This is a genomic window from Maribacter sp. Hel_I_7 (assembly GCF_000688315.1).
GTDB classification, from domain to species: domain Bacteria; phylum Bacteroidota; class Bacteroidia; order Flavobacteriales; family Flavobacteriaceae; genus Maribacter; species Maribacter stanieri.
The window spans coordinates 123687-143136 of record NZ_JHZW01000001.1 but is presented as its reverse complement, the minus strand read 5'-3'; the positions used below and the strand labels follow the sequence as shown (position 1 = coordinate 143136).

Below are 19450 nucleotides of genomic sequence, written 5' to 3'. Positions count from 1 at the left end.
TTACCGAATTTATATACTAAGATTTATAATAAAAAATCTTTCGTATTAAAACGGCTAAATGTAGAAAACCAAAATTATGTTTAGCTTAGTTTCTTTCGAATACGCCAATATTTTATTCACTATGAAGATATCATCAATATTCTTAATATTAATTCCCCTCTTTTATACAAGTAAAATTGCTTCACAAGTAACTACCAATACATATGAAGTAGCTGTTAATGAGAGCATCAAAATAAATGACCCAGAGTATTACACAGGACTTATAAAAATTTTAGATGGTTTTCAAAAAGAACTCTTTACTAGAAATAGTATTGCCGACACTACTTACAATAGCTATGTGCATTTATTAAACCAAATTAGCAAAGACAGTACTTTTGAAATAACCAGTAATTATGCGATTGGAGATTCTGTTCAAAAACTGGCTAAACGTTTTAATTATAATGGCTTAAAACAGATGAAAACTATTGGTTTAGCGAAATATATGCAAAATAATAAAACTAAAAGTATGCTTTTAAATCAAAAAGCTGGTGAGGTTTACAAAGAAAAAGGAGGTGTTTCTCGCGCGGACTATGCCCAACTTCTATTGGATGTATATGATGAAAATGATTTTCAATTACCTACAATTAGATTACAACTATTCAGATTTATAGACCCAAACTCAGATGGTGTGTTTTATATGTATGTTGGTAAACCCACTCAAAAGTAATCAGCTTTTAAATGTGATAAATGTCTTGTGTTAAAACTTAGCATACGCCCGTACTGGAAAAGTGCCTACACCTTTAAATTTTGGAGGAACTACACTGAACATAAATTTGCTGTCTGGCAGCAAATTGAGTTGGCATAAATGCTCTACGATTAATATTTCTGCACCCAGCAAGATAGTATACACCGGTCTGCTATTCCCTCTAGTATCATCAATATTATGTGAATCTATCCCTACCAATAAAACGGAAGAGTCCCTAAGATATTCTGCCGCACCTTTTGTTAAATATGGATTACTTTCAAAATAGGCATCAGTATTCCATTTAATATCCCAACCTGTGTGTATAAGAACTGCACGGTTCTTTACATCATAACCTTTTAAATGTTCTTCAGTTATCTCAATAGTTTCGGTAAATGGAATATGAATTACGATAGCATCTAAATCTACAAAGCGTTCTAAGGGCATTTGAGAAACGTCTTTACCATCTTCAAACTTATGAAAAGGACAATCTATATAAGTACCTGTATTAGTCACCATTTCAATTTTTCCTATTTGAAATTGGGTTCCCTCGGCGTAATTATGCTTTGAATCTTCTCTACTTAAATAATCACAAATTATAGGCGCAGGCAAGCCTTTATAAGTTATTAGTCCATTGTCTATGGTATGGCTTAAATCTAGTAGTGTATTTTTCTGTTTATTCATTTAGAGCTTCTGGCTTCAAAATTCTTATTTAATTTTCTTTAAACACCCTTTCTCCACCAATGTAAGTTTCTAAAACTTTCACATCCTTAATCTTAACTGGTTCTACTTTCATTAAATCATCGCTCAGAATAACAAAATCTGCCAATTTACCAGGTTCCAAAGTTCCTTTTATCCCTTCATCAAAAGAGCTATAAGCGGCATCTTTGGTATATGCGTTTAGTGCTTCTACTACATTAATTTTCTGATCAGGAACCCAACCCTTAGGATTCTTGCCATCAATAGTCCGTCTGGTAACAGCAGCATAAATACCATAAATTGGAGAAGCCGGTGCCACGGGCCAATCACTTCCAAAAACCAAAGTGGTATTTGCATTTAATAGTGATTTAAAAGCATAAGTTGTTTTCATACGTTCTGAACCAATAAGTTCTTCTGCCCATCTACCGTCATCTATGGCATGGTAAGGTTGCATACTTGCGATTATACCAAGCTCAGAAAATCTTTTGATATCTTCCAACGCTAAATGTTGCGCGTGCTCCAACCTAAAACGTCTATCCTTTTTCCCATTTTTCTTAATTACGCTATCAAAAATATTCAATAGCGTATGGTTTGCCTTATCTCCTATGGCATGTACGGTAACTTGTAAATTTTTATTGTCGGCACTAGATACCCAATTATATAAGCTATCTTCATTAACGATGAACAACCCTTTATCATTTGGCTTATCTGAATAAGGCTCCTTGAATGCAGCTGTATGTGAACCTAATGAACCATCTACAAAACCTTTCATCAGTCCTCTTTTTAGCCATTTAGAGTTTTTATCACTTGTTGAAATACTTTCCCAATACTTTAAAGGATTTGCAGAATAGACTCTTATTTTTAGTTTCTTTTCTGAGTTCATTTTATCTAAAACCTCATAACCGCCTAAACTATCGACATCATGTATTGTCGTTACACCTTGGGAAATTAAATAATCTTGTGCGGTACTAATTGCCTTTTCCTTTTCCGCCTTTGTTAGAATTGGTATTTTATTCAATACCAAATACATGGCTTCACTTTTAAGAATACCAGTAGGCGTACCGTCTAAATTTTTAACGATTTCTCCATTCTCCACATCGGGACTATACTTATCTATTCCGGCAATTTTTAAGGCAGCAGAATTTGCCAAAATCATGTGCCCGTCCATTCTATATATAGCTACGGGATTATTTCCGGTAAATTCATCTATCCAATCCTTATTAGGTAATTCTCCTCCCCAAAGGGTATGATCCCAGTTTCCTTCAACAATCCATTGACCTGGACTAAGAGATTTTGTAAAAGATGCTATTCTATCTATAAACTCTTGTTTACTATCTGCATCCCTTAATTGTACACTTAATAGACTATTGCCACCCATTAATAAATGAACGTGAGCATCAATAAATCCCGGAGTAATGAATTTACCTTGTACATCTTGTACTTCTGTAACTTTGCCTTTAAACTTTAAAATTTTTTCTAAAGAACCAACAGCCAAAAGTGTATCTGCCTTTATTGCCATTGCCTCTGCTTTTAAAGCATCTAAATCACCCGTCCAAATATTGGCATTGGTTATTATTAAATCTGCTTTCGCAGTTTCATTGGAGGTACAAGAACAAATGAAAATGGCTATTCCTAGAGAAAAAAACAACTGCTTTATCATGCTTTTAAAGATAGAAAAGTATGAGTGTTTTCCATAATCTTTTCCATCAAATAAAATTAGCTGCCCTCTTTCCTTAAAACCTGTAATGGCGGACTATTTAATACTCCTTTACTGTTCAACAAACCAATTAACAATACCAAAAGAGTAATACCTGGTAGCACTACCAAAAAGGGAACCCAAGAAGGAATAAACGGTGTATCAAAAATAAAATAGGCAAGTAAAAAACTGCTTAGCAAAGAAAGTAATACTCCTACTCCGCTGCCTAAAACACCTAAGAACAGATATTCTAAAGCATTAATTTTCAAAATCTGTTTACTCTGTGCTCCCAATGTTCTTAGCAATACACTTTCTCTAATACGTTGGTACTTACTATTTCTAACAGAGCCTATTAAAACAATTATTCCCGTTAATATACTAAAGAAAGCCATAAAGGAGATAACCCATGAAATCTTATCCAAAATATTCTCTACCAATGTAACCACCTGTCTTAAATCTATGATGGAAACATTTGGGAATTTCTTTACCAATTCTCGCTGTAGATTAGCCGAAGATGTTTTATCTGGTGCATTAGTAGTAACTACATGAAACTGTGGTGCATTTTCTAGCACACCCTTTGGAAAAACAATAGAAAAATTAAGTTGCATACGAGCCCAATCTACCTGTCTAATATTACCTACTACAGTAGTCATCAATTTACCTTGTACATTAAACAATAAGGTATCTCCAATAGTTACTAGCGCATCATTAGCAACATTATCTGCCAAAGAAATAGGAATAGCCTTCGCATTAGGATCAACGGTAGGTATCCACTCGCCTTCCAACAATTTCTCTGAACCTATCATTGAGTCGCGATACGTTGTTCGAAACTCGTGATTAAGAATCCATTTATTAACTCGTGTTGTGGTATCTAAACGAATATCATTGACATTTCTATTTTTAATACGCTCTAACCTCATGGTAACGATAGGAATATTATCAATTACCGGTAACCCTTTTGGAGTTATAGTATTCGCTACAGCATCTCGTTGGTCGGTCTGTACATCAAAGAGAATCAAATTAGGACTTTCTGCACTTGCCTCAAAAGAAGTTTTTGCTAGAAGAAAATCTTTTGTAAAATATAAGGTGCTGATCAGAAAAGTTCCAATTCCAATAGCTAAAATCAATACTACAGTTTGATTGTTGGGGCGGTATAAATTCAACAAACTTTGTCTTGCCGCAAAACTCCAAGACTTAGGAAAGTAATGTTTTATTAAACGGATAAAGCCAATAGAAACTCCCGCTAAAATAGAAAAGGCCACTAATATGCCCGCAACAAAACTAAGTGCGAACGTCCACCTTCCTAATAACCAATAGGCAAATAACAATATAAAAAGCACTATAGCTATAACTACCCAAATTTGATATGGTCTGGATTTTTTACTAGTATCATCTTGCACACGTAATACTTGCAACGGAGATACGAACCATGTATTAATTAATGGGGAAAGTGCGAATAATACAGACATACAAACACCAAGTAGCAACCCAATAAATATAGCTTGAAAAGAAGTTGAAATTTCAACCTCGAAAGGTAAAAACTCTTGTAAAATTAACGGAAATGTCTGTTGTAACAGCAATCCTATAATTGTACCTGTTAAACCACCTAATAAGCCCATACCGGCAATTTGAATCAGGTAGATTAAAAATGTTTGCTTACGTGTGGCACCTAAACATTTAAGTACCGCAACAGCCTTTAATTTTTCTTTTATGTAAATATGGACAGAACTGGCAATACCTACACACCCTAACAATAGTGCTATAAATGCAACAAGATTAAGAAAACGACCCACGTTTTCATATCTACGTCCTAATCGCTCACTAGTATCGATATGGGTATCCATATCTGCATTTTCGGCATCAAGTAAAGGGTCTACCTTTTTACTTAATACATCTAAATCTGCCTTGTCATTATTAAAGTAGTAATTATAACCCAAGCGACTTCCACGTTGTAAAAGTCCGCTCTCTTCCATAAAACGAAACGGTACAATAATAGGTGGTGCAGCAGTAGCGCCAATACCAGTACTACCAGGTGCAGTAATTAAAGAGCCAATAATAGCAAAAGTTGTTGTGCCTAATTTTACACTATCGCCAGGTTTAAGATTGTACTGCAACATTGCGGTAGCATCAACCAAAGCTCCTCCTTTATTTTGGTATTCATAAGCGGCATTTGCAGGTTCTGTTTCCAATTCCCCATAAAAAGGGAAACTACCTTCAATTGCACGTACTTGAACCAATTTGGTAGCTAAGCTTTTTGGGAATGCTGCCATAGATGCAAAATTGACCTCTCTTGCATTGAATCCACCTAACGAATCCATTAATTCTGAAACCCGGTCATTGGCAGGCTGGTTGCTATCAATTAGAAAATCGGCACCCATAAGCGCCTTTGATTGTAAGCCAATATTTTCTTTAAGATTGTCACTAAAAGATTGAATAGATACCACAGCCGCAATACCTAAAATAATTGAAGCCATGAATAACAATAGTCGTTTACCGCTAGCTTTGCCATCTCGCCAAGCCATTTTCAACAACCAATTATATGATGCTTTTGAAGTTCTTTGTGTTAGATTCAAGATAGTGCAATGGTTTCATTGATTACTATTTTACCACCTTTAAGTCGTAATACGTGCTTATTCAAATTTGCCAGTTCCAAATCATGAGTAACGATAACCAAGGTAGTTCCCATTTCTTTATTTAGGTCGAATAAAAGTTTAATTACCTTTTCACCAGTTTCTTCATCTAGGTTACCCGTAGGTTCGTCAGCAAAAAGAATAGAAGGTTTATTAGAGAAAGCCCGTGCTAAAGCCACACGTTGCTGTTCACCGCCAGATAATTGAGAAGGGTAATGATCATAGCGATCACCAAGACCAACTTTAGAAAGCAACTCCATAGCATCTTTAGCAGCATTAGATGCACCTTGCAGTTCTAAAGGCACGCTAACATTCTCTAAGGCCGTAAGTGTTGGTAATAATTGAAAATCCTGAAATATGAATCCTACTTTCTCATTTCTTAGTAATGCTCTTTGATCTTCGTTAAGACCACTCAAATCTTCACCACAAAGTTCTATTACACCTTCATTAATTTCATCTAACCCTGCACATAGTCCTAATAAGGTTGTTTTACCACTACCAGATGGACCCACAATTGCGAAAGTATCACCTTCCTCTATAGAAAAAGAAATATCATCAATTACAGTTAAATTCTTAGATCCACTCGTATACGTTTTCTTTAGATTACGTACGTTTAATATCTTTGCCATAAATCATTTTGCTACAAGAGGACAAAATAAAGAAATGATTTGGAATCTAATCAGTTAAGACTATGTTGAAAGTATTAAAGTTTCGTTATTTTTTATTGGCTTTGTTGTTTGTTGGATGTGGAGAAACCCCAGAAAAGAAGGAAACTGAGAATCAAACAGAAGCCGTAAGTTCTTCTGAAAAGTCAGAGACAACTAGTGATGACAAAGTAATTTTGTTCTATGGCAACAGTCTTACAGCAGCTTATGGTCTAGATACAAAAGAAGGATTCCCAAATAGAATTCAACAGCGATTAGATTCTTTAGGATTAGATTACAAAGTGATTAATTCCGGTTTAAGTGGTGAAACAACCTCTGGAGGATTAAATAGATTAGACTGGGTTTTAAACCAACCCGTTGATATTTTTGTTTTGGAATTAGGCGCAAATGATGGCTTAAGAGGTATACCTATTGCAGAATCTATGAATAATTTACAAGAGATGATAGATATGGTGAAGGACAAAAATCCTGAAACAAAAATAATATTGGCCGGCATGCAAATACCACCAAATATGGGTGCAGATTATGCTTCTCAATTTAAAACTATGTACCCAGCTTTAGCAAAATCCAATAATACCTTTTTAATTCCTTTCTTACTGGAAGGTGTGGCTGGCATACCAGAATTAAACTTAGAAGACGGAATTCACCCAACTGCAGAAGGACAGCGAATAGTAACTAACAATGTTTGGGAAATTTTGAAAACTATTGTATTGCCTGTAAGGGGAACCGAGGCAACAGTAGATGTTGAAGTTGAAGTTGAAGAATTAAACTAAGCGAAAAACAAAGTTCTTACTCTTGGTTTAAAAAGTAAAGCTTGTTTAACTCTTGCATTTTTAACTTTAAAAAACCTTGCAGCTGTTTGAAAACCCTGAGAGTTTACATCAGACTTTATTGTTACATCTGCCATGGGCATGACAATGGTCTGCACTTTGCTAACTGGTGATTTGGCTTGGGCTTGGGACTGGGTTCCCAAACAGACAACAAGGAATAAAAAAATAATTGTACGCATAATAAAGTAGGTAAATTTGGTCTATAGATAACCCACCAGTGTAGGTAAACGTATTTCGATTTCGATAAGAGGTATCGTTTTTACGATGAAAAGTCGGGTTTTCGATGTATTACTCTAATTTGTAGTCCTTTTTCCTACAAAATTTTCTTCCGTTGGCAGCCGAATTTGTGCACTTCATCGACTTAATAGGTTTTTTCCTACAAATTATTTAAAATAGCTATAGGCGGACTACAAAGAAGACATGCCATCTTGATTGGTATTAAAAAAAAATCAATCTACCAACTTCTGAAATTTCGGTTATCCTTTCAATTTGAGTAAAATATTTGGATCCGGGCAGTTCTCTTTATAATGATGCAAATCAGCTTTTGCACATACGCCAGGGTAATCTCCTTCATTACCTTCCAAGTCATATATTATTTGAAAATGAAGATGCGGTGCGTAATTGACATTAATATCTGGCGTACCTAATATAGCCAACTGATTCCCAGCTTTAAATTCCTTTCCTTTTTCTAGTCCGGCTAAAGAATCTTCAGATAAGTGTCCATACAAACTATAGAAAGAAGTATTGTTTAAAACATGTTTTAAAATAATCGTAGGTCCGTAATCGCCTATTGTATTATTATTTTTAAAACTATGCACTGTACCATCAATGGGTACAATTACTTTGGTACCTGCAATACACCAAAAGTCTATTCCTAAATGTATATCGCGTATGGGTCTATTGTTAGAAGTAAAACCATCCTTATCACTGTATAAATTTCGTTGCTCTAAATATCCTCCGTAAGCAATACTTCCGTTGTTGTCTTTTAGAACTTTATCAATGTAATCTTGACAAACATTATAATCGGTAATGTCCAAATCAATTAGTTCCCTATTGTTTTTAGATAAATCTAAAGGCACGTAATTATGAACTGGAATTGTAGCATCTAAAATACTAATGGTTGCTGTTGAGTAAGACTCAAGTGAATGAAGTAATATATTCATGTCTCAAAAATATATAATCGTTCTATGTAGTTAACATTTTTTAACCCTTTTACTCGTAAGGTCTTTGTAAATTACCTACAAATTGCTAAAAGAAAAATTGTTATGAAATTATTACAAATCTCTTTATTGGTCTGTGCAAGCTTGCTTGCTACCAGTTGCCAGTCAAAAGTCAAGAAAAATACACTTTCTGAAAACTCGGAAAATGTAGCAGTTGACAAAGAAGAATTACAAGAAGATATAAAACTGAGTCCTCAACAATTAAGTAAATATGAAACTGCTTATTTTGCAAGTGGATGTTTTTGGTGCGTAGAAGCTATTTTTGAGAGTGTTAAAGGTGTTAAAGAAGCAGTATCCGGATATGCTGGCGGGAAACAAAAGAATCCCACATACGAAGAGGTAGGATATGGAAAAACTGACCATGCAGAAGCTGTAGAGGTTTATTATGACCCCAACGAAATATCTTTCACAGAGCTAGTACAAGTATTCTTCGGTTCACACGATCCAACCCAGTTAAACAGGCAAGGACCAGATAAAGGTAGACAGTACCGTTCTATTGCTTTTTACAAAAATGATGAGCAAAAGCAAATCATAGAAAGCTATATTCAGGCACTTACTGATAATAAAGTGTATGATAATGATCCAATTACTACAGAAATTGTACCTTATACTATATTTTACAAAGCAGAATCATATCATCAAGATTATGAGAAGAATAATCCTAACAACTCATATATTAAAAACGTATCGGTACCGAGATTAAATAGGTTTAAAGAAAACTTTGGAGATTATCTGAAGAAGAGTGCCCATTAAAGATCTCCCAAAAAATTTCTATAGTTAAGCGTCCCAAAAGGGACGCTTTTTTTGTGCTTTAAATAATTATATATTCCTATTAATCTATTAGTTAACATACGAATTAGTGGGTTGTTTTAATTTTATTCTATCTTGGTCCCCTCTTAACTAAGTACTAATAATCTTACAGTACTTAAGAGAATGGTATATAAATCATAGATTTCAAACCAGTAATATGAAGTGGACTATTTATCTTTTAAGTCTTGTATGCTTTGTTTCGTGTACAGAAATAAAAACCAAAAAAAACTCTCAAGTAACGCCCGTCTCCTATATTAAAGATACTCCTACCCTAGATGGTAGACCTATTGAGAATTATTGGAACCTTTTAGAATGGCAACCAATAGATCAGAATTGGATAGGTGGTCCTTTTGACCACAATGATTATAATGGCAAATATAAAATGGCATGGAACGAGGACGGACTTTATCTATTATTAGAAATAGTTGATGACACCATTTTAGACCAAACAGAAGACCCATTAAAACTTTGGTGGAACGATGATTGCGTAATTGTCTATGTTGACGAAGACAACTCTGGTGGACAGCACAGGTTTAATCACAATGCCTTTACCTACCATGTTGCCCTAGATGGTAATGTTGTAGACTTAGGTGTTAATGAGAAACCAACATTATATAATGATCACATTATATCTAAACACCAGACAGAGGGCAATACTACATATTGGGAAATGCATATAAAAATTTACCCTAGCCTTTATAATGACGAGCCTAATATAAAGCCAGTAATACTTACTGCAGATAAAAGAATTGGTTTTGCCGTAGCCTATGCGGACAACGATAATAGTGAGGAGCGCGAGAATTTAATTGGATCGGTATTTGTTCCTGGAGAGAATAAAAATGCGGGATGGATAGATGCAAATGTTTTTGGGACACTACAATTGGTAAAATAATTACTGAAGAACAACTTCGCTATAGTCTGAAGTAATTACAATTGACCGATTACTGTTATTGTTTAAATAATACCCTTTTTTAATTGAGGTAGTTCCATTTTTAGTTTCAACAACCTCTACACCTGTTGGCAATTTTAATGTTGATGAATTACCTTTTACATAGATATTACTAGATACTACTGGTAAAGCAATATTTAACTCTCCATTTTTTACACTTACATCTAACTCTTCAAAGTCATTGCTCATTTCTAAAATATGCACTGCACCAAAGTTATTTTTTACAAAAGCATTTTTAAATAATTTATTTATAGTAACCGTAGATGAAGTTGCCTGTAATTGTAATTGAACAACTTCTGACAAAGAAATTTCTTCAGAATATGATGTATTCAATTGACCATAATTCCATTTTTGAACAGTTACCGGTGAATACGAAGCTGAAACGTTTGTTTCTTCTCCGTCAATAGTCACCGCCCAAAGGCTTGAATGCGAAAGATTCGCATTCAAGTTTTTGGTATTCTCAGCTAATTTCACCTCACCATGACGTACATCCATTTTTATTCTGGTAGACTTTGGCAAGCTTATTTTTATAGTTTTTTTAATTTTAAAATTCTTTTGTTCCCCTTCAGAAGAATAATAGAAAACATTTGGTGCATCACCAGAGCTGTTTCTAGAAGTATGGATAAATGCTCTAAGCTCATCTTTCTCTGATTGTAAATGGGCACGTTTTTCCTCTCGTTCTTCAAGTCTTTGTTGCAAAGCTTCATGACGATCTTCCATTAACTCAGCTCTTTTTGCATTGTGTTCTTCCATTCTTATTTCCAACTCTTCTGCTTTTTCTTCCATGCGCTCAGCCCATTCTTCCAATCGTTTTTGATGTTTTTTATCAAAACTCTTTTCAAAATTCTTTTGCCATTTTTTCATATACTTATCACCATCTTCTTGATACTCCTCATAATTAAAAATGAAAGCATCGGTTTGTGGTAACGGTGGCATTTCTGGAAACGGAGCTATCTGTGGTACAGCAACTACAAACGATGCAATTTCTGGCACCTCTATTCGCATATTGTTAAAATCGAAGTCGCTATTAGAATCAAAATTTGCAAAAAAATCGTTGTTCTTAGATTTAGAAGATACTTTAACCTCCTTGCTGTTTCCTAATATTTCAATAGGGCTATTCTTAAAATAATCCTCAGCCTCTTCTTTGGTTGCTCCTTCTAGGGTGATGGTGGCCGTTATAGCCACCTCATCCTTGTCCCACGTTTCAAATTCAATATCAGCATAACTGGTATTAATATTTACTACAGCATCTTCAGCTACAATAAACCGTTCTTGAAATGTTTTACTCTCTGCCTGTGCAATTAGCCCAGTAGAAGATAGAAGTCCTAATGCAATGATGAGTTGCTTAGATACTATTGTCAATGATCTGTTCATTTTTTGATAATTTTAATTCGTTTAACTTTCTTTTTAATTTCTGTAATAATTGTAAGCGTAACTGTAAATTCTCTATTAATGCGGTTATTGTTTGGTCATTAGGTCCCAAATCCTTCAATTCTGTATTTAAAGTCTTGTATTCTAGATTTAGATTATTAAGCTGTTCCATAAAACTATCTATCAGCTCTTTGGTATCTGGCGACACTTCTAATTTTGCCAATTCCATATTTATATTGGCTACATAATAGTTTTCTACTTTTTTCAAATCTGGTGAAAGGTCTCCAAAAGTGAATTCAGTTTTCTCATTTTCAATTGTGGTATTATCTACCACAGTTGGGGTACTATTAGTAACTATATTGAAATACTTAAAACCAAAACCTATACTTATTATAATTACTATGGAAGCCGCAATTTTTAACCAAATACTAGTCTGGTTCTTATTTTCTAAGGATGACTGTTTTAGTCTTTCTAAAAAGCGCTCTTCATGACCATGTTTTATGGTATACTTTTTCGCTTCTCTATCCTTTTTGAACATTTCCCTAAGATCCTGTTCCATAATTGTTTCCTTTTAATAATTCTTTTAAATAACTTTTTCCTCTCGACAATCGAGTTCTACAAGCAGATTCTGATATATTTAATACTTGAGCAATTTCTTGATGATCATAACCTTCTACCAAAAACATGAGCACTACATATTTGTACTTATCCTGTAATTCATCAATAGCATATCTTACTTGTTCTATACTTATAGTTGATGATACATTCCAATTATCATCTTCTACGACCACATGCATGTTATCTTCATTAAGAGAAATCTTTTCCTTTTTTAATTTTAAAAAATCAATACTCTTATTAACAACTATGCGCTTTAACCAAGCTCCAAATGTTACATCGCCTTTAAACTGATGTATTTTTTGAAATGCTTTAATAAATGATTCTTGTAAAACATCTTCTGCATCATCGGCATTCTTTACAAACCGCATTGCCACGATAAACATTCCATCGCAATATTTCCTGTATAGCTGCAATTGCGCAGCCCGGTCGTTTGCTTTACATTTCTCTACGACACTGCTTTGAAACATCGGTTTAATTGATTGGTTTTTAGTTGTTGTTATAATAAGGACGATATAAAAAATAGAATGTTGCAAAAATTTTTATTTTTACACCACACTATTAAATAATTCCCTTGAAACAAGTTACAATTTCCAATGCCTATTTAACCTTAATGGTTCTTGATTATGGCGCCACCATTCAAAAATTACTTGTTAAAGGTGAGAATGATGAATATACTAATGTTGTTGTTGGGTACAATCACCCTAGTAGATATCGTTTAGATGACAACGTATTGGGCGCAAGTGTTGGCCGTTATGCCGGTAGAATTTCTGAAGGCGGATTTACACTTGACAGAGAAAGGTACCATATTTACCATGAAGATGGTGTGCATTTACATGGTGGAAAAGAAGGTTTTCATCAAAAATATTGGAATATAGATGAAGTTGATAATAGTGACAAACCTTTTGTTAAACTTAGCTATACCAGTAAACATTTAGAAGAAGGTTACCCAGGAAACCTAACCGTTAGTGTTACTTATAAATTAATGAATAACGCCTTACAGATTATTTATGAAGGCATGACAGATAGAAGTACGGTTATTAACCTTACCAATCATTCTTATTTTAAGCTAGATAAGAGTCCGTATATAGACGAATACGAATTACAATTAAACTGCCCTTACAGACTAGAAACAAAAGAGAATTTGCTACCTACAGGAGATATTATACCTGTACGTAAAACGGGATTCGATTTTCTTTTACCAAGAAAAATAGGTGTACAAAGGCTAGATGCCATTTTTATTAAGGACATTGGTAATGAAAAAGTGGCAGAGCTTCATTCCAAAAGTTCTGGTATAACTATGAAAGTTTACACCAACCAACCTGCTTTGGTAGTTTATACTCCATCTGATTTTCCTGGAATTTGTTTTGAAGCTCAAAATTATCCTGATGCACCTAATCAGCCAGATTTTCCTAAAAGCGTCTTAAGACCAGGAGATATCTACAACAACATTTCTATCTTTAAGTTTGATCTAGATTCATCAAATTAAATGAAGTCGTTAAAAAGAATTATCATTGGTATTGCAGTACTAGTGGCATTGGTATATTTAGTTGTTATTCCTTACATACACAGTGAGGCTAGAAAATTTAGTCCTGCAAAAACGGTAGTCCTAGATTTAAAAGGTAGTGAACTTGAGATCGACTACTCCAGCCCCTCTAAAAAAGGGCGAGTCATTTTTGGAAATTTAGTGCCTTATGGAAAAATATGGCGAACAGGGGCTAATGAACCTACAACATTCACTACCACTGAGCCCATTAAAATAATTGACAAAACACTACCTGCAGGTAAGTATTCTTTATGGACCATACCTGATCAAAATAGCTGGAAAGTAATATTCAACACTCAAATACCAAGTTGGGGCGTTACTCGGGTAGATGGTAACCAAACTACCCATGAAAGAAAATACGATTATTTGACCGTAGAAGTCCCGGTAAAAAAATTAGCTGAACCTGTAGAAGATTTATCCATCAATTTTGAGAATGTTGCAGTAAACCAGAAAACTCAAGATTTTTTAAGTCTAGCCTGGGATTCCACAAAAATTATGGTTCCTATTTACAAATAGTAACTTTGTACCTTACTCGCTATTATATTACATTGTTAAAATGAATTTAGCCAATCTTACTACATCAGAAATACTTGAGGGTATCTACGCTAATAATGTAGCTATTGTAAGTAGGGCAATTACAATTGTAGAAAGTACCAAACCAGAACATAGAAATATTGCCAATGACATTATAGCACATTGTATTTCTAAAAAACAAGATTCTATTAGAATTGGCATTACAGGAGTACCTGGTGCTGGCAAAAGCACCTTTATAGAGCAATTTGGAGGTATGCTTACCCAAATTGGCAAAAAAGTAGCCGTTTTAACCGTAGACCCATCTAGTAGCAGAACAAAAGGAAGTATTTTGGGCGATAAGACTCGTATGGAAGAATTAGTTAAAAATCCGAATGCATATATAAGACCATCTGCATCTGGTTCTTCATTAGGTGGCGTTACTCGAAAAACGAGAGAGAGTATAGTTATTCTAGAAGCTGCCGGTTTTAATTGTATTCTGATTGAAACAATTGGTGTTGGACAAAGTGAAACAGCCGTTCATGATATGGTAGATTTCTTTCTATTACTGAAATTAACTGGTGCCGGTGATGAATTACAAGGTATAAAAAGAGGCATTATTGAAATGGCAGATGCTATTGTTATTACCAAAGCTGACGGAGATAATATAGAACGTACAGAGTTTGCGAGGATGGAGTTCACTAGAGCTTTACACATGTTTCCACCTAAAGAAAATGGCTGGATACCCGAAGTTTTAAGCTGTTCTGCTATTGAAAATAGAGGCTTAGACGAAATTTGGCAGTTAATAGATACCTATTGCACAAGCATGAAGGCATCCGGATATTTTAACGCCAACAGACAACAACAAAATGAAAATTGGTTAATTCAATATCTAGAGCAAGAACTATTAACTGAATTCTACCATAATCCGAAGACTAAAGAAATGCTACCGCAATTAAAAAAAGAAGTTATTAGCGGTAATATCTCTCCGTTTTTAGCTGCTGAAAAGCTATTGAAAGCAATAAAAGAGACCTAAATAGATTAAAAGGTTACCACTGTTTAGGTACATTATGTTTAGGATAAAAAACATAACTTTGCAGCTATTCCAAAAACAACCCAATGCAACCTGTTACCACTTCCCTACTTTCGGTCGTTGTTCCTTTATATAACGAACAAGACAATGCGGCTCTTCTGACACAGAAAATCCACGAAAGCTTGGTTGGCTACGATTATCAAATTATTTACATAGACGATTTCTCGACGGACAATACCAAAAAAGTAGTCAAAGGTCTTAAAGATGAAAAGGTTCATTTAATTGAGTTGAAGAAAAATTACGGTCAAAGTTTAGCCTTGGCTGCAGGTCTAGATTATGCCGAAGGAGAGTATATTATTACCATGGACGGCGATTTACAAAATGATCCGTCTGATATTCCACAAATGCTTACTTATGCCGTTAGTGGAGAGTTTGATGTTGTAACCGGTATACGCCAAAAGAGGAAAGATTCCCTTGTTAAAAAAATACCATCTAAAATTGCCAATTTTCTGGTAAGACGTGTTACCAAATTAGATATTAAAGATAACGGTTGTGCCCTTAAAGTTTTTACTAAGGATATTGCTAAAGATTTAAATCTCTATGGTGAAATGCATAGGTTTATTACGCTATTAGCTTTTCTAGAAGGCGGACAAATAAAACAAGTACCCGTAAAGCATCACGCACGACATGCAGGAGTTTCTAAATACGGATTAGAACGTGTTTTTAAAGTAGTAGCAGATATGATGTTATTGCTTTTTATTCGTAAATACTTTCAGCGCCCTATTCATCTTTTCGGAATTTCTGGTTTTCTAATGATAATGTCTGGGGTTCTTATTAATCTTTATCTATTGATCGTTAAACTAGGGTTTGGAGAAGACATTGGTACAAGACCACTATTGACCTTTGGAATGATGTTAATCTTTGCTGGAATTCAACTATTCACAATAGGTATTGTAATGGAATTATTGATAAGAACTTATTACGAATCTCAAAACAAAAGACCTTACCGCGTTAAAAAAATAAGTGTAGGTGGCGAAGTTAAATAAGAAAGTAACTACCGGTTTAAAAGTACTTATAAGTGCCGTTTTAATATATTTCATCTTCACAAAAATTAATGTGGGCGAGATAAAAGATATATTGATTCGAAGTAACCCGCTTTACTTAATTTTAGCCGCTGTTTTCTTTGTACTATCCAAATTCATTGGGGCTATTCGGCTAAATCTTTACTTTCATCGGCTTAACATTATGCTTACGCATGTAAGTAATTTTAAGTTGTATCTGTTGGGTATGTTTTACAATCTATTCTTACCAGGCGGTATAGGTGGCGATGCCTATAAGGGGTATATTTTAAAGAAAATTTTTGAGGTAAAAACAAAAAAAATAGTGAGCGTGCTCGTATTAGACCGTTTAGGCGGACTATTATTACTTTTTATATATGCCTGTGCTTTACCCGCTTTTCTTGATGTAGACCTTTTAAATGGATACCGTTGGATGTTCTTGGTAGCTATTCCATTAGCTGTAATTGTATTTTGGCTATTGAACAAAAAATTCTTCACCTACGTGCTTCCTATATTCTGGAAAACAACGGCATTATCAGCAGTAGTGCAATTAGCACAATTAGTTAGTATCTGGTTTATACTGTTAGCCTTAAACATCGAGTTAAATCAAATTTCATATCTCATCATTTTCCTTATCTCATCAATTGTTGCTGTAGTTCCATTAACCTTAGGTGGTATTGGAAGTCGTGAGGTCACCTTTTTCTATGGAGCCAAATTTTTAGGACTAGACCAAAATATATCTGTAGGAGTAAGTGTTTTGTTCTTTTTAATAACCGCTATAGTTTCTTTAATAGGTGTTTGGTATCATTTTAAAAAAATCAAAATAGAGTTAGCAGATACTTCAACAACGAATGCTTATTAAAACTCTTAATAGATATGCAATAGGTGCATTTTACGCGTAACCTTTCTACGTGTATTGGGGTTTAAGAACTTGCCCTGCAAACGTGTTATTCTAAATTGATCTACTGATAATTGAGAGTCCCAGTCAAAGCCTTTACTCTGCAGTAAACTCATTTCCTCATCGTTTACATATACCCAAACATCCTTTTTATCTTTCAATAAATCTACTGTTGTAAGTTGAACAGGATATTGATTATAAAAATCTAAAGACCAACTATAATCTTTACCCACTTTGTAAATTCGATCTACAGGTATATCTTTTTCTTTAATTACTTTAGACATGGAAGAACCGCCTTGGTAGTCTAATAAATTTGGGTAAAAATGTAAGTTTAAAACAGCATTTAACAACAGTGAAGCACAAACAGAAATTGTCACCAGTTTCATATATACACCTTCTCTTTTTAAAGCGTAATAAATAATTATAACCGAAGCTGCTATTAAAAAAACATATGCAACCATACTTCTTAATTTGAACACATAGAAACAAATTAATGCTGATGCTATGAATACAATACTAAGTACAAAGTATTGCCCATACATTAATAATCTAATCGTTTTTTCTTTATCGGTTGTATATAGGTTATAAATATATGAAGCCGTAATTACTGCAAATAATGGTATGGTAATATTTAAATAATGTGGAAGCTTAAATTGGGCAAAACTGATAATAATAAAAATTAAGGTAATACCACCAATGGTTAAAAACTCATAACCAGGGACATATTTAAATTTTAGTTTAATAAAACTCTTCGCCTTATTATAAAATGCGGTAATTCCTAATATAGTCCAAGGAAGAAAAACCCATAAAAAAGTATGGAAAAAAAAGAAGTAATCGCTACTATTCTTGCCAATACCTTCTCCGCTTAATCGTTCAAAACTTTGTTCCCAAAAAATAAAAAATATACCGCTACGATGGTCTTTACCACGTATTACTTTCTCTGGATGCAGATCAAACTGTAAGTAATACGCATATAACATTGGTGTTATCGTCACTGCAAAAACTAAGAGTGCCAATAACACTTTCCAACTTAAAAATGCATTCCATTTTCTGGTATAAGTCAAGTGACATAAAATAGGTAAACCAATGACTAAAAGTGCAATTTGACCCTTTGTAGAAAATGCAATACCAGCAGCAAAAGCTCCAATACCTATTGCTTTAATACTTCCTTTTTCTATATACTTTGTTAGTTGCCAAATAGCTAAAATGCTAAACCCTGTTAATACTGCATCTGTACGTACATCTATAGCTCCCAATACAATTGTCTGGGCAGTCATAAAAACTAAAGCTGCGAGCTTACCTACATGTTTGTTATATAGAAGACTTCCAAGACCATAACAGCTATAGGCAGCTAGTAATGTAGATAAGATTCCAGGAATGCGATAAGCCCAATCATGAATACCAAATATCTTATAAGATAGTGCCGCCAACCAATAGTGCATATGCGGCTTATCTAAATATTCTTCTGGACCTTTAAATAAACTAAAAAAATCATTCTCTTGTACCATTCGCATGGCCATTACAGAAAATTGTGCAGAATCATTTTCAAACAACGTAACAAACATACCTGCAACGTATACCAAGAAAATTAAAACTATTAAGAACCAGTACCTTAGATTAGATATCATAGGGAGAATTTGCGAAGTGCAAATATAAATAACTTTACAAACAACCAGCCGAACAACGAACCTATAAAGGCACCAGTAATAATATCAAGTGGAAAATGAACTCCCAAATATATTCTGCTGTATGCTACCAAGGCTGCCCAGAGGACTAAAAAGAAACCTATATATTTTATTTTAGATTTTAGAATGCTGCCGAAAAAGACAGCTAATGCAAATGAATTAGATGCATGAGCAGAAAAATAACCAAATTTACCGCCACAATAGCTTTTTACCAAGCGCATGTAGGGTTCAATCTCTGGATCATGACAAGGGCGTAGTCTTGCCACGCCATACTTGAAAAAATTACCCAGTTGATCCGTAACTGTAATTAATAAAGCCACCGTTACCAATAAGACCAATGTTCTTTTCCCTCCATATTTTTGAAATGAAAGAATGAGCAAAAATAGATACAATGGTATGGCACTAAATTTATGAGAGATAAACTGAAAAAGATTATCCCATTGCGGAGTACCAAGTCCATTTAAGTATAAAAAAAAGTCTTTGTCTAACTGTAAAAGCTCTTCAAGCATAATAA

General features: G+C 34.2%; 20 protein-coding genes. 9 read left to right on the top strand and 11 right to left on the bottom strand.

From position 1 onward, the window contains the following. Window positions 1–121 precede the first annotated feature (121 nt). Window positions 122–706: a hypothetical protein gene (locus tag P178_RS0100715; protein ID WP_155941550.1), complete on the top strand. Its 585-nt coding sequence runs from the start codon at window positions 122–124 to the stop codon at window positions 704–706. A 30-nt stretch (window positions 707–736) separates the two neighbouring features. Here the strand turns inward: P178_RS0100715 and P178_RS0100710 are convergent, their stop codons facing one another. From P178_RS0100710 to P178_RS0100695, 4 genes are read right to left on the bottom strand one after another with little or no spacing between them, the layout of a single operon-like run. After that, window positions 737–1405, bottom strand: coding sequence for a cyclase family protein (locus tag P178_RS0100710; RefSeq protein ID WP_027064433.1), 669 nt, complete (start codon window positions 1403–1405; stop codon window positions 737–739). Window positions 1406–1433: 28 nt separating this feature from the next. After that, window positions 1434–3080 carry an amidohydrolase gene (locus P178_RS0100705; protein ID WP_036145425.1) on the bottom strand — a complete coding sequence of 549 codons (1647 nt, stop codon included), beginning with the start codon at window positions 3078–3080 and terminating at the stop codon, window positions 1434–1436. A 56-nt stretch (window positions 3081–3136) separates the two neighbouring features. Next, a complete protein-coding gene (locus P178_RS0100700) occupies window positions 3137–5638 on the bottom strand; it encodes an ABC transporter permease (protein ID WP_036145484.1) in 2502 nt (833 codons plus the stop codon). A gap of 47 nt (window positions 5639–5685) precedes the next feature. After that, window positions 5686–6375, bottom strand: coding sequence for an ABC transporter ATP-binding protein (locus P178_RS0100695; RefSeq protein ID WP_027064430.1), 690 nt, complete (start codon window positions 6373–6375; stop codon window positions 5686–5688). A gap of 62 nt (window positions 6376–6437) precedes the next feature. Between P178_RS0100695 and P178_RS21195 the strand changes: the two genes are divergently transcribed. Further along, entirely contained in the window at window positions 6438–7184 is a 747-nt protein-coding gene (locus tag P178_RS21195; protein ID WP_081819367.1) for an arylesterase, read from the top strand. On the opposite strand, the gene P178_RS0100685 is transcribed toward P178_RS21195, so the two are convergent. Both P178_RS0100685 and P178_RS0100680 read right to left on the bottom strand, forming a co-directional pair. Then, window positions 7181–7420, bottom strand: a complete 240-nt coding sequence (locus P178_RS0100685) for a hypothetical protein (protein ID WP_027064429.1) — start codon at window positions 7418–7420, stop codon at window positions 7181–7183. The genes P178_RS21195 and P178_RS0100685 overlap by 4 nt on opposite strands. 297 nt (window positions 7421–7717) lie before the next feature. Continuing rightward, window positions 7718–8404, bottom strand: a complete 687-nt coding sequence (locus P178_RS0100680; protein ID WP_027064428.1) for a peptidoglycan DD-metalloendopeptidase family protein — start codon at window positions 8402–8404, stop codon at window positions 7718–7720. A gap of 102 nt (window positions 8405–8506) precedes the next feature. On the opposite strand from P178_RS0100680, the gene msrA reads away from it, so the two are divergent. Both msrA and P178_RS0100670 read left to right on the top strand, forming a co-directional pair. Then, a complete protein-coding gene (gene msrA, locus P178_RS0100675) occupies window positions 8507–9214 on the top strand; it encodes a peptide-methionine (S)-S-oxide reductase MsrA (RefSeq protein WP_027064427.1) in 708 nt (235 codons plus the stop codon). Between the two features lie 214 nt (window positions 9215–9428). Continuing rightward, window positions 9429–10163: a sugar-binding protein gene (locus P178_RS0100670; RefSeq protein ID WP_027064426.1), complete on the top strand. Its 735-nt coding sequence runs from the start codon at window positions 9429–9431 to the stop codon at window positions 10161–10163. Here P178_RS0100670 and P178_RS0100665 read toward each other — a convergent pair whose 3' ends face one another. From P178_RS0100665 to P178_RS0100655, 3 genes are read right to left on the bottom strand one after another with little or no spacing between them, the layout of a single operon-like run. After that, on the bottom strand, window positions 10164–11594 hold the full coding sequence (locus P178_RS0100665; protein WP_027064425.1) for a hypothetical protein: 1431 nt from the start codon (window positions 11592–11594) through the stop codon (window positions 10164–10166). It lies immediately after the preceding gene. Continuing rightward, on the bottom strand, window positions 11566–12150 hold the full coding sequence (locus P178_RS0100660) for a hypothetical protein (protein ID WP_027064424.1): 585 nt from the start codon (window positions 12148–12150) through the stop codon (window positions 11566–11568). The genes P178_RS0100665 and P178_RS0100660 overlap by 29 nt, the downstream gene beginning before the upstream one ends. Further along, window positions 12134–12676 carry an RNA polymerase sigma factor gene (locus P178_RS0100655; protein ID WP_027064423.1) on the bottom strand — a complete coding sequence of 181 codons (543 nt, stop codon included), beginning with the start codon at window positions 12674–12676 and terminating at the stop codon, window positions 12134–12136. Before P178_RS0100655 ends, P178_RS0100660 begins: the two co-directional genes overlap by 17 nt. 104 nt (window positions 12677–12780) lie before the next feature. Between P178_RS0100655 and P178_RS0100650 the strand changes: the two genes are divergently transcribed. The 5 genes from P178_RS0100650 (at window position 12781) to P178_RS0100630 (ending at window position 17215) form a co-directional block, all read left to right on the top strand. After that, window positions 12781–13695: an aldose epimerase family protein gene (locus P178_RS0100650; protein ID WP_027064422.1), complete on the top strand. Its 915-nt coding sequence runs from the start codon at window positions 12781–12783 to the stop codon at window positions 13693–13695. Then, window positions 13696–14268, top strand: coding sequence for a DUF2911 domain-containing protein (locus P178_RS0100645; RefSeq protein WP_027064421.1), 573 nt, complete (start codon window positions 13696–13698; stop codon window positions 14266–14268). Window positions 14269–14308: 40 nt separating this feature from the next. After that, entirely contained in the window at window positions 14309–15298 is a 990-nt protein-coding gene (meaB, locus tag P178_RS21190) for a methylmalonyl Co-A mutase-associated GTPase MeaB (protein ID WP_051638129.1), read from the top strand. 83 nt (window positions 15299–15381) lie between these two features. Further along, window positions 15382–16341 (top strand): glycosyltransferase family 2 protein, encoded by a 960-nt coding sequence (locus P178_RS0100635; RefSeq protein WP_027064420.1) that lies wholly within the window; start codon window positions 15382–15384, stop codon window positions 16339–16341. Further along, the gene (locus P178_RS0100630) at window positions 16325–17215 is read left to right on the top strand and encodes a lysylphosphatidylglycerol synthase transmembrane domain-containing protein (RefSeq protein ID WP_027064419.1); all 891 of its coding nucleotides are present in this window, start codon (window positions 16325–16327) and stop codon (window positions 17213–17215) included. The genes P178_RS0100635 and P178_RS0100630 overlap by 17 nt, the downstream gene beginning before the upstream one ends. A gap of 5 nt (window positions 17216–17220) precedes the next feature. Here the strand turns inward: P178_RS0100630 and P178_RS0100625 are convergent, their stop codons facing one another. Together P178_RS0100625 and P178_RS0100620 are read right to left on the bottom strand one after the other, a co-directional pair. Further along, window positions 17221–18879 (bottom strand): ArnT family glycosyltransferase, encoded by a 1659-nt coding sequence (locus tag P178_RS0100625; RefSeq protein WP_027064418.1) that lies wholly within the window; start codon window positions 18877–18879, stop codon window positions 17221–17223. Further along, entirely contained in the window at window positions 18876–19445 is a 570-nt protein-coding gene (locus P178_RS0100620; protein ID WP_027064417.1) for a phosphatase PAP2 family protein, read from the bottom strand. Before P178_RS0100620 ends, P178_RS0100625 begins: the two co-directional genes overlap by 4 nt. Window positions 19446–19450 lie beyond the last annotated feature (5 nt).